Below are 13,330 nucleotides of genomic sequence, written 5' to 3'. Positions count from 1 at the left end.
CGGCACCCGTGGTGCCGTTTTTAGTCCCTCGACATGTCCTGTCCGATTAGCGGAAGGAACGCGAAGCGATGTTGCGAATGTCAAAGCGGGTGATACCGATGTCCGACAGGGCGTGGTTGGACAGGTTACCGAGTTCGGCAACGGTGCGACGGTAGTTGATCCAGCTTTGTGCGATACGAATCGGGTTCATGATCTTTTCCTTGAGAAGCAAATGAGCAGTGCAGTGATTTGCCTGCTTCGTTGCTATCTATGTACGCTTTTCGCGGGAAAAGGTGGAGTGCAAAGAAAATGCATCTGCTATGCATTTGTGCACTGCATTGCTGGTTCTCTGAGCATTTTTGGTGCGTGCTGAAAAAGAAGCCAAAGGTTAATGGCACCCAGCATTGCAATAGGCCTTCAATTAACGGTTTGTTTTTTTGGATGTTTTTTTGCGATGCGGATGCACGGGGTGTCGCTGCGTCGCCAACTGCCCGGTGGCCGAAACTTGGTTACATCCAATGTCAGGAAAATGGGCATGCGACAAATGCTGCGCTGCAGCGGCATACAGTCGCCGTGTGCCGAACATCTGCGGGTGCCCAGTCGAGCCTATGATGGGGCGAGGCGAAATTCAGGCAAAAAAAAACGCCCGCCGGATCGAACCGGAGGGCGTTTGCCAGCTGCGCATCAGGCCGGAAAAGCCGGCCGGCTGCGAGAATTACTTGACTGCCTGGCGGGCAACGTACTGGATGTCGCCGCGGCCGATGCCGAGGTCGTTCAGTTCGCGGTCGCTCATGCGGCCGAGTTCGTTGCAGGTCTGACGGTACTTGCGCCAATTGTTGAACGAGCGAGTAATGTTCATGATGCTGGTCCTTTCCAAGGTTCCTTGCCAGCACCATCTGCTGGCCCTCATCTGATGGTTGGAACATAGGCTGCCAACCCCTGAAATTACAGAGACAATGCTGCATCGCACCCATGCGCTTGCTGCAATCCTCGCGGCTGGGATGGCCATAGTTTGACCAAATTCTGGGCGAGCGCGTGAATGCTGAAGGATGATCAGGAGGAGGGGCAAGTAAAAACAACGCCCGCTGGGGGAGGAGGTCCGGCGGGCGTTGCTTATTCTGATCGGCAACTGGGGAGGAGGAGTATTGCCGATCCCGTCGAGGGGGCGCTGGGAGGAGGAGTGCGCTGCCCCGAAGTTGTCCTCACGATAAATCGGACTGTCGGCAACAAGTAGGCTTGTTGGAGAATGGCGCCTTTGTTGCACGCGCATGACTAGCCCGTCGCTGCGGCACCGGCGAATATTTCGGCTTTGAAATGTATAGATTTTTTGTTTCTTGAAACGAATAACGCCCGCTGGGGGAGGAGGTCCAGCGGGCGTCATTTACGGTGACGGGCAACTTGGGAGGAGGAGTGTTGCCCATCGGATCGGAGCGGCGCTGGGAGGAGGAGTGCGCCATTCCGAATTCTATGATGCGAGCCTTTTCGGCCCGCTGACCTTTTCCACCTCTTAAAGCGGAAGCGGCTGGTCTTGCCGCTGACGGCCCCGATCGCTTTCGCTGATCTCGTTCCGTCTTCTTGAGTTCAATATAGGAAGGCGGGGGCGATTTGTGCAGTGCAATATCATCATGGATGGTATGCGGATTTTGCAAGGCCCCTGCGATCGCCCTGGCGCCTGTTTGTAGATTTAAGATTTGCACGAAAATCTTTACGTCCCGTTAACGATGATTGGCCGTTTCTAGCCGTCCTGTCGGCTCGCGGAAAGCGCCGGATTGCTCAACTATGATTTGTCGATGCCTATGGTATGTGTAGCGGGCGACGCGCAATGCAAGGAGGGCAGGCCATGTACCGGGGACGGATCGAGAAGGACTTCAACATCTGGGTCGCGAAGCGAATGCTCAGCGCGGAGACGGCAAAGGCGATGCTTGCCGAATATGATTCGCGCGAGACGGTTTTCAGTGCGGGCCGGGTCCTCCTGATCCTAGCGGCAGTCCTTCTGTCGGCGGCCATCCTTCTTCTGGTCGCGGCCAATTGGGAGGCGATCCCCCGCCTTGTCCGCGTCTGCGGTATCGTCGCCTTTATCTGGACCTTCTATCTGTCCGCTGCTTTGTGCCTGGGGCGCGGCTGGCGCAGCGTGGGTGCCGCCCTTCTCGTTCTGGGAACCATGACGTTCGGCGGTGCGATCGCGCTGGTCGGGCAAATGTATCATCTGTCGGGCGATGCGGCTGACGCGCTGCTGGTCTGGTTCGCGGCCGCCTGTGTCGCCGCATTTGCCTTCCGTTCAGCGGCTCTGTCGGTGATCTCAGGCTTTCTAGCCTGGGCCGTGTTCGGCCAGTTGCTGATGGACAATGACGCCAGCCTCGAGGGCAACGGCTATATCTATTTCATTCCGGGGCTGATCGTCGTCGTGATCGCACTGGTCCGCTATACCAATGCCGGTGCGGCCCGGCATCTCGCCTATTTGCTCGCCCTGGCATGGCTCGGCTGGCTCTATCTCGAACTGCCGGAAATCTGGCTCGCCGCTGCTCTTTTCGGTGTTGGCCTGTTGGCGTTCCTGAGCGTCAGCCTGGCGGCGTCTCCCCTCTATCGCATTACCCAGGATGCCGGGGCCGCGCCTGCTTTCTATAGCTTTGCGCTGACGGTTCTGGGGCTCGCTGCCTTGCACACGGAGGTAGACGGCCTTGGCCAGGAGGTCGCGATCGGCGCGACGACGCTCGGCGTCGCATTGGGCGGCATCACTATTGCCGGCCGGTTGAACGGCGCCGTCCGTTTCCTCGGCTACGCGGTCTTTGCCGCCGAAACGCTCTATTTGGCCTTCGAAACGCTGGGCAGCATCCTCGGCACATCCGGTTTCTTCCTGATTTCCGGCGTCGTTGTCGGCCTGATCGCCTGGCTGGTGATCCACCTGGAGAAGCGGCTCGGGGCGAAAACAGCAACGGAGGGTGCATCGATATGAGTGGCAATCCGACCCTTCGTCCGCTTATCGCAGCCATCGTGGTGGCATTGCTGCAGACAGCTTTCCTCGGCTACATGATCGAAAGCCGTGCCTCGATCCTGCGTAACGGTGTCGATGTCGTGTTGAAGACCGTGCCGGTCGATCCACGCGATCTGTTGCGCGGTGATTATGTCATTCTCGCCTACGATATATCGAGCATTCCCGCTGAAAAGATCACCGGCGGCTTTCCGACGGAGGCGACCGATGCGCAGGTCTCAGTGCGGCTGGAGAAGCAACTGGACGGCTTCTGGGGTGTGTCGCAGGCCTCCTTCGGTCCGCTCGCGCCGAAAGACGGCAGCGTCATCGCGCGCAGTGCTCCATTCTATTTCTATCCGACGCCGGATAGTCCGCCATCCTCGTTGAATGTCGAATACGGCATCGAGCGTTATTATGTGCCCGAAGGCGAGGGCAGGGTGCTGGAGGAGGCGCGCAATGCCAGCGCCCTTGCCGTGACCGCGAGCGTCTCCGGTGATGGCCGCATGCAGGTCCGCTTGATCTCGATCGATGGAAGACCGCTTTACGAAGAGCCGCTCTACTGATCTTTACACTAGCGTTTTTCGCCAAGTGACAAGAACACGACAGCAACCGCATTTTTCCTTTGATCCGTTGCAAACGGGTGATATAGAGACGCCGCGCTCGGGAACGCCCTGAACCCGGCGCAGAATGTGTTGCGGCTTTTTCCGCGATTTCTTCTGTGCCGATGTGAGCAGGCGCTGCGGTTTTCTGAACGCGGGTATGGTGAAATTGGTAGACACGCCAGATTTAGGTTCTGGTGCCGAAAGGCGTGGGAGTTCAAGTCTCTCTACCCGCACCAGAATAAGGGACGTCCAAGGCTGGTCCTTGGCGTCGATCGAGAAGACGGCGCCATTTTGCTTGCAAAACGGTGATTGATTTGCGTAAAGCCACTCCCGGCAAATGGATCGGCTCAAGTGCTCGTTTAGAAGAACACCGACAGAGCCCTGTCAACGTGAAATGAAGGTTTGAACATGCAGGTTATCGAAACGCTCGCTGAAGGGCTGAAGCGCGAACTCAAGGTCGTCATTCCGGCCAAGGACATGGAAGCTCGTATGAACGAGCGCCTCGAAGACGCCAAGGGCAAGGTCCGTATCAACGGCTTCCGTCCGGGCAAGGTGCCGTTCGCGCATCTGAAGAAGATGTACGGCAAGTCGATCATGGCAGAACTGGTCAACGAACTCGTTCGCGAAAAGCCGACCGAAATCCTGTCGGAGCGCGGCGAAAAGTCGGCGACCCAGCCGGAAATCGCGATGACCGAAAACGAGGCCGAAGCTGACAAGATCCTGAACGCCGAGGCCGATTTCGAATTCACGCTCGCTTATGAAGTCCTTCCGGCGATCGAACTGAAGGATGTGAGCGGCATCAAGGTGACGCGCGAAGTCGTCGATATCGACGAGGCCGAAGTCACTGAGCAGATCCTCAAAATCGCTGAAAACGCCCGCACCTACGAAACCAAGAAGGGCAAGGCCGCAAACGGCGACCGCGTCACGATTGATTACCTCGGCAAGGTCGATGGCGAACCCTTCGACGGTGGCAAGGACGAGGACGCCGAACTGGTTCTCGGATCCAACCGCTTCATCCCGGGCTTCGAAGAGCAACTCGTCGGCGCCAAGGCTGGCGACGAGAAGACCATCACCGTAACCTTCCCGGCTGAATATCCGGCTGCGAACCTCGCAGGCAAGGAAGCCACCTTCGACATCACCGTCAAGGATGTTGCCGCTGCTGCCGAAGTCGAAATCAACGACGACCTTGCCACCAAGCTCGGCCTCGAATCGGCCGACAAGCTGAAGGAAGTCGTCCGTGGCCAGATCGAAAGCCAGTACGGCTCGATGACCCGCCAGAAGGTCAAGCGTCAGATCCTCGACCAGCTGGACGAACTCTACCAGTTCGACACGCCGCAGCGCCTCGTTGATGCCGAGTTCGACAACATCTGGCGTCAGATCAACACCGACCTCGAGCAGGCCGGCAAGACCTTCGCCGACGAAGATACGACCGAAGAAGACGCCCGAGCCGAATACCGCAAGCTCGCTGAACGCCGCGTGCGCCTCGGCCTCGTTCTCTCCGAAATCGGCGAAAAGGCCGGCGTTCAGGTGAGCGACGAGGAAATGCAGCGCTCGCTGTTCGAACAGCTTCGCCAGTTCCCGGGCCAGGAAAAGCAGATCATCGACTATTTCCAGAAGACCCCGGGTGCTGCCGCTTCGTTGCGCGCCCCGATCTTCGAAGAAAAAGTCGTCGATCACCTGCTCTCCGAAGTGAAGGTCACCGACAAGACCGTCAGCAAGGAAGAGCTGATGGCCGACGACGAGGAAGACGCTTCGGAAACGAAGAAGGCCGCTCCGAAGAAGAAAGCCGCAGCCAAGGCTGAAGCTGCCGAAGGCGAAGACGCTGCTGCGCCGAAGAAGAAGGCTCCGGCCAAGAAGAAGGCTGCTGACGACAGCGCCGAATAATTGCCGCTTTTCTTCAGACATTTGAGGAGGCCGTCCCGCAAGGGGCGGCCTTTTTGCTATGTGCTGGGATTTATGGGCACACGTCGTTGTGCGAGGCCCCGGCGACAGACGCTGTCGCGGCTTTGCGGCGCGCTTGTGTTCCGCCCCGTGTGCCGTTGCTGGAAGATGACGCGGCCAGGGCCGTCTATCCCCGCGAAATGAGTTCGCCCATCCGATTGCCGGCATCGAGGCCGGCGATTTTGTAGGCTTCGGCGAGTGTCGGATAATTGAAGGTGTTTTCGACGAAATACTCGACGGTTCCCTTCAGGTTGAGCACGGCCTGGCCGATATGGACGAGTTCCGTTGCCCCTTCGCCGACGATGTGGACACCGAGAAGGCGGCGGGTTTTCAGCGAGAAGATCAGCTTCAGCAGGCCGGAATCAAGCCCCATGATGTGGCCGCGAGACGTCTCCCGGAAGCGCGCGATGCCGCATTCGTAGGCGATGCCGCGTTCCTTGACCTCTTCCTCCGTCAGGCCGCAGGTGGAAATTTCCGGCACGGCGTAGATGCCGTAGGGGAAAAATTTCGGCGGTTCCTTGGCGATCGCGCCGACGGCGACGCGGGCGGCGATACGCCCCTGCTCCATGGAGGTCGAAGCAAGGCTCGGAAAGCCGACGACGTCGCCCGCCGCATAGATATTCGGAACCGATGTCTGGAAGGTTTCGGGATTGACGCTCAACCGGCCGCGGCTATCGGCTTCAAGCCCGGCTGCCGGCAGGTTCAGCGTGTCGGTTGCACCCATTCGACCTGCGGCAAAGAGGACCATCTCGCAGCCGATCACACGCCCACTATCGAGTGTGATCGAACATTTGCCGTCCGCCGTCCGCTCCACCTTTTCCGCCTTCTGGCCCAGATGCAGCTTCACGTTGCGGTCGCGCAGCTGATAGGTGAAATCCTCGACAATTTCCCTGTCGATAAAGTCGAGCATCGTTGTTTTCGGATCGATTACGGTGACATGCGTGTCCAACGCGCTGAAGATCGTCGCATATTCGATGCCGATGACGCCGGCGCCGATCACGGCCAGGGAACGCGGCAGATCCTCGATCTCGAGCAGCTCGTCGCTGTCAAGCACGGTTTTTCCATCAAAAGGGATGTAGCTTGGGCGGAACGGCTTCGTGCCGACGGCGAGTAGAATGCTCGTTCCCGAGACCCGAATGGTCTCTCCATCGTCCTTGACGATCTGCAGCGTCAGCGGGTCGATGAAGCTCGCCTTGCCGCGCAAATGCTGCACGCGGTTGCGGGCGAACTGGTGCTCGAGGACCTCGACCTCGTGGTCGAGCGTGATCAACAGGCGGCGGCGCAGGTCGTCAGCGCTGATTTCCTGCTTGACGCGATAGGCGCGCCCGTAAAAGCCGCGTTCGCGCCAGCCAGTCAGGTTCAGCGCGGTTTCGCGAAGGGTCTTGGAGGGAATAGTGCCGGTGTGCACGGAGACGCCGCCGACCCGCTTTCCCTGCTCGACGACAAGAACCTTCTTGCCCAGTTTGGCTGCCTGAATGGCGGCCCTGCGCCCTGCAGGTCCGCTGCCGACAACCACGAGATCGTACTGGTTCATGACGCGTTTCCGGTGATGGAGAGAATCATTGTGCGTTGCGGTAGATTTCACTCGCGAGCATCTATAACGTCAATCTTGCCATTTAACCAAACCTTATGAGCCTTTGGGCCTCGCGGATGTTTATTTATGGAAAAGTGCCTATATTGGCCGGAGCAACCTGGGAAGAGCAGTCTGGAAAGCGTATTTGCGACGGAAGCGTAGGCGGGAGAACAGGACTCGACTGCGGTCCTGCCCGGAGCACCTTCTGCAAGGGGGAGATGTGGCGATGGCCTGGCAAGAAACTGACGAAAAGCGTTTGCCTGAGCGCGAAGCGGCGGCGCCGCTCGCAAATGAACCATCCGCGCCAGCAAAGCCGCGCATCCGTCCCGGGGTAGTTGCTGCCGCCGTCTACGAACACGGCCAGCGCATCCGCGATATCGAAATTCACGAAGCCCATAATTGGAAAGGGCGCGAAAAGGCGGTGGTGTGGATCGGCTTGCACGAGCCGGACGAAGCCCTGCTGCGGGAGGTGCAGGCTGAATTCGGTCTGCACGAACTTGCCATCGAGGATGCCGGTCACGCCCACCAGCGGCCCAAGCTGGAGATTTACGGCGAGTCGATTTTCGTGGTCGCGCGAACCGCCCATATGGGCGGAGATGAAATCGTCTTCGGTGAGACCCATCTGTTTGTTGGTCACGGTTACGTGGTATCCGTCCGCCACGGGCCGTCGACCTCCTACAACCAGGTCAGACAGCGCTGCGAGGCTTCCCCGGCCGCACTGGCGCACGGCGAGAACTACATTCTCTATTCCATCCTCGATTTCATCGTGGACAATTACATGCCCGTCGTAGAAGGCATTCACGCCGAAGTCGAGGAGCTGGAGGAGCGGGTGCTGCGCGAGCGGCTGCACAAGACGGATATCGAGCGGCTTTATTTCCTCCGGCGCAGCCTTCTTCGGCTGCGCAACGCGGTCGTGCCGCTGGTCGATGTCTGCCGGCGCCACGAACATCTCGACCTTCCCGGCATGGACGCAACGTTGCACGCGCTGTTTCGCGATGTCACAGACCACGTGCGCCGGGTCCAGGAGGATATCGACACCTTGCGCGAAGTGCTTGCCTTCACCTTCGAAGCCAGCCTGATGATCGGTCAGTCCGAGCAGACGGAAATTTCGCGCAAGCTGGCGTCCTGGGCCGCTATTCTGGCCGTACCGACGGCGATTGCCGGTATCTACGGAATGAACTTCGATGAAATGCCCGAACTTAAATTTCGCTACGGTTATTTTCTGATCCTGGGGTTAATCGTCGTCACCTGCAGCCTGCTCTACCGTATGTTCCGGCGAATGAAGTGGCTCTGAGATCTGTGAGATTGATTGACTTGGCATGCGTGGCGCAGCTCCCGGCTGTGGGAGCTCGCTGAAGGAGGTATCGGTCCACAGCGAGGGAAATTCCACGGTTCCGATGATGCCGCCTTAGTAAAACATTCTTAGATCAGGCGCAGCCCCTTGAGGCTTGCATGGCCGTCCTTGCCGACGATGATATGATCGTGAACGGTGATGCCGAGCGGCTTTGCCGTTTCTATGATCATCTTGGTCATGTCGATGTCAGCTCTTGAAGGCGTAGGATCGCCTGAAGGATGGTTATGGACAAGGATTAGCGCCGTCGCGGAGAGTTCCAGCGCACGCTTGACCACTTCCCGGGGATAGACCGGCGTATGGTCGACCGTACCTGTCTGCTGCACTTCGTCGGCGATCAATGCATTGCGCTTGTCGAGGAAGAGAATACGAAATTGCTCACGGGTCTCATGCGCCATGGCGGCGTGGCAGTATTCGATCACGGATGACCAGGAGGCGAGAACCTGCTTGCCCTTGAGTTCGCTTTTCAGCGTACGGTGAGCGACGGTCGAGATCAGTTTTATATCGAAAGCCACGGCTTCACCGATGCCCTTCACCTCCTGCAGCAAGGCCGGGGAGGCACCGAAGACACCGGCCAGTGTCCCGAAGCGGTCGAGCAAGGCTTTGGCGATGGGCTTGGTGTCGCGGCGCGGGATCAGCCGGAAAAGCAAGAGCTCCAGAATTTCGTAGTCCGCGAGCGCGGTGTCGCCATGGTCTCTGTAGCGTGTTCTCAGGCGGTCGCGATGGCCATGGTAGTGCACGTCTTCGTGCTGGGCGGCCACCATCCCGAGGCCCGAGCGTTTGGGCGGCTGTTCTGCGAAAAAGCCCCTTTCGTCAGCCGGTTGCGAATCATCGCTGTCGGGAGAGAAAGGGGGCTTGGTCATCGCGAACCTTGTGTTGGCAGGCCCGGACGGTCGAGGCCGGCCGGCGACAGGGTGAAGATCTCGCAGCCGTCGGCCGTGACGCCCACCGCATGCTCATATTGGGCGGAGAGAGACCGGTCGCGGGTGACGGCGGTCCAGCCGTCGGCCAGTACCTTTACATGCGGGCGGCCGAGATTGATCATCGGCTCGATGGTGAAGATCATGCCCTCGCGCATTTCCGGGCCTTCGTTCGCCCGGCCGTAATGCAGGATGTTCGGCGCGTCATGAAACAGCCGGCCGACACCGTGGCCGCAGAAGTCGCGCACCACCGAGCAGCGCTCCGCCTCGGCGAAGATCTGGATTGCCTCGCCGATGGCACCGGTGCGCGCGCCGGGCTTCACCGCGGCAATGCCGCGCATCAGGCATTCGTGGGTGACTTCGAGAAGGCGCTCGGCCGCGCGCTTGATCTCGCCGACCGGATACATGCGGCTGGAATCGCCATGCCAGCCATCGACGATATAGGTGACGTCGATATTGACGATATCGCCTTCGCGCAGAGGCTTCTCATTGGGAATGCCATGACAGACGACATGATTGATCGAGGTGCAGGAGGATTTGGTATAGCCGCGATAATTAAGCGTGGCGGGCAGGGCGTTGTGATCCATGCCGAATTCGAACACGAAGCGATCGATCTCGTCGGTCGTCACACCCGGCTTGACGCGGCTTGCCAGTTCATCAAGGCAGCGGGCGGTTATCTGGCAGGCGCGCTTGATGGCAGCGAAATCCTCGGGCGTGTAAAGGCGGATGACGCCGGTATTCTTGTAGGGCGCAGACGCTGCCTCGATATAGGTGACCATTACGATACTTTCAGTTGTCTTTCCTCGTTGTCATAGATCAGCAAAGGCGGGTTCGTCCATCATGATCAGCCCGTCCGGCGCAATTTGACGCGGTGAAACCCGGCATTTGACGGCGAAGACCTCGACGCCGCGCTGTGCCGCCCGCAGGAAGGCCTGGGCATAGAGCGGGTCAAGGTCATTGCAGACCCTGAAGGTCGCACAGTCATCCCGCTGGATGACGTAGATCATGATGCCGCGATGACCCGCCTCGACCATATCGCCAAGTTCCTCGAGATGTTTCGCGCCACGTGCCGTCGGGCTATCCGGAAATTCGGCAAGGCCTGACGCGCGGCTGAAATGCACGTTCTTGACCTCGACATAGGCGCGGCCGCGCTCAGGGTCGGTCAAAAGCATGTCGATGCGGGAGTTCCGACCGTATTTCTGCTCGCGCTGCAGGGTCGAATAGAGATGCAGATCGCTGATCTGGCCTGCTCGGATCGCTTCCTCCGCCAGCCGGTTCGGCAGACCGGTGTTGATGCCGACCACACTGCCGCCCACGTCTACCATCTCCAGCATATGACGATATTTTCGCGTCGGGCTATCATGCTCCGAAAGCCAGATGCGCGATCCAGGTGCGGTCAGGCCGCGCATCGATCCGGTGTTGGGGCAGGAGCCGGTGATCGCGTAACCGTCCTCCAGAACCGCGTCGAAGAGGAAGCGCTTGTAGCGTTGGATCAGGACGGCAGGCACCAGCGGCGGATCGAAGATCATGGAGTCAGGCGCGGGCGCGGACGTAGGAGCCGGGCGCTTCTTCCAGCGAGTTCAGCCTTCCCCCAGTCTTGCGGGCAGGAACCCGCTCACTGTCGAGCATCTCGATCCAGGCGTGCCAATGCGGCCACCAGGAGCCGGGCGTTTCGCTGGCTGTCGTTACCCATTCGTCGAAATCGCCGGTAACGGGGCCGCCCGTCCAGAACTGGTACTTGCCCTTGTCCGGCGGGTTGACGACGCCGGCAATATGGCCCGATCCGGACATGACATACGTGACGTCGCCGCCGAAAAACTGGCTGCCGACAAACACCGATTTTGCCGGCGCGATATGATCTTCCTTTGCGGCAAGGTTGTAGATCGGGATTTTCACGTCGCCAAGCGAGATTTTTTTGCCGGCCAGGACCATCGTGCCCTTGGTCAGGTTGTTCTCGAGATAGCAGTTGCGCAGATAGAAGGAATGGTTCGCCGCCGGCATGCGCGTCGAATCGGAGTTCCAGTAGAGAAGGTCGAAGGCGGTCGGTTCCTGTCCTTTCAGGTAGTTGTTGACGAAATACGGCCAGATCAGGTCCGACGCGCGCAGCATGTTGAAGGCCATGGCCATCTTCGAGCCGTCAAGATAGCCGTTTTCCTTCATCCGTTGCTCCATCTGGGTGATCTGCTCCTCATCGGCAAAGACCTTGAGATCGCCCGCATGGGTGAAATCGACCTGTGTCGTGAACAGTGTGGCGGAGCGGATGCGCGTGTCGCCCTCCTGCGCGTGCAAGGCGAGCGTCGCGGCAAGCAGGGTTCCGCCGACGCAATAACCGATCGCGTTGACATCCTCTTCGCCGGTCGCCTGCTGGATGGTGTCGAGCGCAAAGCCGATGCCCTCGCGCGCGTAGGATTCCCAATCCTTGTTGGCATGGCGCTCGTCGGGGTTGACCCAGGAGATCACAAAGACGGTGTGTCCCTGATCCACCGCCCATTTGATGAAGGACTTTTGCGGATTGAGGTCGAGAACATAGAACTTGTTGATCCAGGGCGGGCAGATCAGCAGCGGGCGCTTCAGCACCGTCTTTGTGGAGGCATCATATTGCAGAACCTGGCAGACATCGCTCTGGGCAATGACCTTGCCCGGCGTAATGGCAATGTTCTCGCCGACGGCGAACTTGCTCGTATCCGTCTGGCGCAGTTTGAGATCGCCTTTGCCGGCAACGATATCCTCGGCGAGCATCTGCATGCCCTTGACGAGGTTGGCGCCGCTCGACGCCACCGTTTCGCGATAAAGCTGCGGGTTCGTCGTCACGAAATTGGCTGGCGAGAGGGCGCTTGAAAGCTGCCGCATGTAAAAGGAGGCTTTGTGCCTGGTGTGTTCGTCGAGTCCGTCGGCATCGCGCACCATCCGGTCCGCCCAGTTGGACGTGATGAAATAGCTTTGCCGAATAAAATTGAAGAAGGGATTGGCGACCCAGTCGGCGTCGGCGAACCGCTTGTCGTCGCGCGGCACCTCGTCCGGGTCGGTCACGGCCTCGCCGCTCATTTTTTGCAGCGTGCGTGTCCACATCGAGAAAAAACTGCCCATCAGGGAGGTCTGGGCTTCCAGCGTGCGCCTCGGATCGGACAGCCAATATTCCGAGACTTTTGACAGCGTCTTGACCATGTCGACGACCGGATCGGCAATCACATCGGTCTTCTCACCGCTTTCGCGCGGTGCAAGCCAGGCGGATGCCGCCTTGCCGAGTTGCTCCACTGCACGCGCGATGTTCATCGCCAAGGCTTCGGGATCCTTGACGATATAGGGATCGACGGACTTCGGGTCGAAACCGCTGAAACCATCAGTGCTGGGGCGGGAGGGGTTCTCGGTCTTCCTGTCTTCTGCCACCCAGTTTCCTCCACAGATGTTTGTTTGTTTTGTCTTTTTACATTCTGCCTTAAAATGATTACAAGTGCCAGCGCGTGTTGGACAGGCCTCTTGGCTGACAGCCAATTTCAGGCGAAGATCGAGCGGCACAGACCGGGCAGGGGCATGATGAAGAAGTCGGGAAAAGCAGCGATGATGCGGATGGTAACGGCCTTTGGCGCGGTTGGTTTTGCGCTTGCTCTTGCCGGCTGCAATTCGGCGACGGTCGATGAGCAGCCGTCCATCTATTCCGCGACCATGGCCAAGCCCATTCCGGCGGACGTCTATCCGGTGATCGAAGGCAAGCGCCCCGCGGCAAGCGCTCAAATGAGCAATGAAGAAGCCGCCGCCCAGGAAGCGCGGCTGACGGCATTGAGTTCGGCCCGCACGTCCGGCAACATATCCGAAGCGGAATATCAGCGTCGCCTCAAGGAGCTTCAGCTGCTTGCCGCCAATCATGGTGCCGATACGCTGAAGCAGATACAGAATTAGCGCTTGCGTTTCAGCTGATTTGGACGCAAAGCGTTTCGTGGCCGCGTGGGCCGATTGCACCGCGCGTTTCTCCTTGCACGCATGATTCCCGCAACGGAG

General features: G+C 59.2%; 12 protein-coding genes and 1 tRNA gene. 6 read left to right on the top strand and 7 right to left on the bottom strand.

What is annotated here, in order from left to right:
* Positions 1 to 46 precede the first annotated feature (46 nt).
* Both ACSQ2Z_RS12460 and ACSQ2Z_RS12455 read right to left on the bottom strand, forming a co-directional pair.
* Positions 47 to 190: a DUF1127 domain-containing protein gene (locus ACSQ2Z_RS12460; protein WP_436081492.1), complete on the bottom strand. Its 144-nt coding sequence runs from the start codon at positions 188 to 190 to the stop codon at positions 47 to 49.
* A gap of 504 nt (positions 191 to 694) precedes the next feature.
* On the bottom strand, positions 695 to 838 hold the full coding sequence (locus tag ACSQ2Z_RS12455; protein ID WP_325465865.1) for a DUF1127 domain-containing protein: 144 nt from the start codon (positions 836 to 838) through the stop codon (positions 695 to 697).
* Between the two features lie 981 nt (positions 839 to 1,819).
* Here ACSQ2Z_RS12455 and ACSQ2Z_RS12450 point away from each other — a divergent pair.
* From ACSQ2Z_RS12450 to tig, 4 genes are all read left to right on the top strand, one after another.
* Complete coding sequence (locus ACSQ2Z_RS12450; RefSeq protein ID WP_436081491.1) at positions 1,820 to 2,932, top strand: DUF2157 domain-containing protein; 1,113 nt, start codon at positions 1,820 to 1,822, stop codon at positions 2,930 to 2,932.
* Positions 2,929 to 3,510 carry a GDYXXLXY domain-containing protein gene (locus ACSQ2Z_RS12445; protein ID WP_436081490.1) on the top strand — a complete coding sequence of 194 codons (582 nt, stop codon included), beginning with the start codon at positions 2,929 to 2,931 and terminating at the stop codon, positions 3,508 to 3,510. Before ACSQ2Z_RS12450 ends, ACSQ2Z_RS12445 begins: the two co-directional genes overlap by 4 nt.
* 190 nt (positions 3,511 to 3,700) lie before the next feature.
* Positions 3,701 to 3,785 (top strand) — tRNA-Leu (locus tag ACSQ2Z_RS12440).
* Between the two features lie 172 nt (positions 3,786 to 3,957).
* On the top strand, positions 3,958 to 5,433 hold the full coding sequence (gene tig / locus ACSQ2Z_RS12435) for a trigger factor (protein ID WP_436081489.1): 1,476 nt from the start codon (positions 3,958 to 3,960) through the stop codon (positions 5,431 to 5,433).
* A gap of 184 nt (positions 5,434 to 5,617) precedes the next feature.
* On the opposite strand, the gene sthA is transcribed toward tig, so the two are convergent.
* Positions 5,618 to 7,024, bottom strand: a complete 1,407-nt coding sequence (gene sthA / locus ACSQ2Z_RS12430) for a Si-specific NAD(P)(+) transhydrogenase (protein WP_436081488.1) — start codon at positions 7,022 to 7,024, stop codon at positions 5,618 to 5,620.
* Positions 7,025 to 7,289: 265 nt separating this feature from the next.
* On the opposite strand from sthA, the gene ACSQ2Z_RS12425 reads away from it, so the two are divergent.
* A complete protein-coding gene (locus ACSQ2Z_RS12425; RefSeq protein WP_436081487.1) occupies positions 7,290 to 8,357 on the top strand; it encodes a magnesium and cobalt transport protein CorA in 1,068 nt (355 codons plus the stop codon).
* Positions 8,358 to 8,485: 128 nt separating this feature from the next.
* On the opposite strand, the gene radC is transcribed toward ACSQ2Z_RS12425, so the two are convergent.
* From radC to phaC, 4 genes are read right to left on the bottom strand one after another with little or no spacing between them, the layout of a single operon-like run.
* Positions 8,486 to 9,277, bottom strand: coding sequence for a RadC family protein (radC, locus tag ACSQ2Z_RS12420; RefSeq protein WP_436081486.1), 792 nt, complete (start codon positions 9,275 to 9,277; stop codon positions 8,486 to 8,488).
* Positions 9,274 to 10,113 (bottom strand): type I methionyl aminopeptidase, encoded by an 840-nt coding sequence (gene map, locus ACSQ2Z_RS12415; RefSeq protein ID WP_436081485.1) that lies wholly within the window; start codon positions 10,111 to 10,113, stop codon positions 9,274 to 9,276. The genes radC and map overlap by 4 nt, the downstream gene beginning before the upstream one ends.
* A gap of 30 nt (positions 10,114 to 10,143) precedes the next feature.
* Positions 10,144 to 10,863 carry a DNA/RNA nuclease SfsA gene (gene sfsA / locus ACSQ2Z_RS12410; protein WP_436081484.1) on the bottom strand — a complete coding sequence of 240 codons (720 nt, stop codon included), beginning with the start codon at positions 10,861 to 10,863 and terminating at the stop codon, positions 10,144 to 10,146.
* 4 nt (positions 10,864 to 10,867) lie between these two features.
* A complete protein-coding gene (gene phaC / locus ACSQ2Z_RS12405; RefSeq protein WP_436081483.1) occupies positions 10,868 to 12,721 on the bottom strand; it encodes a poly(3-hydroxyalkanoate) polymerase subunit PhaC in 1,854 nt (617 codons plus the stop codon).
* A gap of 90 nt (positions 12,722 to 12,811) precedes the next feature.
* On the opposite strand from phaC, the gene ACSQ2Z_RS12400 reads away from it, so the two are divergent.
* Positions 12,812 to 13,231, top strand: a complete 420-nt coding sequence (locus ACSQ2Z_RS12400; RefSeq protein ID WP_436081482.1) for a hypothetical protein — start codon at positions 12,812 to 12,814, stop codon at positions 13,229 to 13,231.
* Positions 13,232 to 13,330: the final 99 nt, after the last annotated feature.

The organism is Pararhizobium sp. LjRoot235 (assembly GCF_964254145.1).
Taxonomy (GTDB): domain Bacteria; phylum Pseudomonadota; class Alphaproteobacteria; order Rhizobiales; family Rhizobiaceae; genus Pararhizobium.
Note: the sequence above shows the minus strand (reverse complement) of the source record. Positions and strands in the feature narration are given on the sequence as shown.

What these genes read in the sequence shown, in the direction of transcription:
- sfsA (WP_436081484.1), bottom strand. Translation starts at nt 10,863, where the DNA reads ATGATCTTCGATCCGCCGCTGGTGCCTGCCGTCCTGATCCAACGCTAC.
- radC (WP_436081486.1), bottom strand. Translation starts at nt 9,277, where the DNA reads ATGACCAAGCCCCCTTTCTCTCCCGACAGCGATGATTCGCAACCGGCT.
- ACSQ2Z_RS12455 (WP_325465865.1), bottom strand. Translation starts at nt 838, where the DNA reads ATGAACATTACTCGCTCGTTCAACAATTGGCGCAAGTACCGTCAGACC.
- sthA (WP_436081488.1), bottom strand. Translation starts at nt 7,024, where the DNA reads ATGAACCAGTACGATCTCGTGGTTGTCGGCAGCGGACCTGCAGGGCGC.
- map (WP_436081485.1), bottom strand. Translation starts at nt 10,113, where the DNA reads ATGGTCACCTATATCGAGGCAGCGTCTGCGCCCTACAAGAATACCGGC.
- ACSQ2Z_RS12425 (WP_436081487.1), top strand. Translation starts at nt 7,290, where the DNA reads ATGGCCTGGCAAGAAACTGACGAAAAGCGTTTGCCTGAGCGCGAAGCG.
- ACSQ2Z_RS12450 (WP_436081491.1), top strand. Translation starts at nt 1,820, where the DNA reads ATGTACCGGGGACGGATCGAGAAGGACTTCAACATCTGGGTCGCGAAG.
- tig (WP_436081489.1), top strand. Translation starts at nt 3,958, where the DNA reads ATGCAGGTTATCGAAACGCTCGCTGAAGGGCTGAAGCGCGAACTCAAG.
- ACSQ2Z_RS12445 (WP_436081490.1), top strand. Translation starts at nt 2,929, where the DNA reads ATGAGTGGCAATCCGACCCTTCGTCCGCTTATCGCAGCCATCGTGGTG.
- ACSQ2Z_RS12460 (WP_436081492.1), bottom strand. Translation starts at nt 190, where the DNA reads ATGAACCCGATTCGTATCGCACAAAGCTGGATCAACTACCGTCGCACC.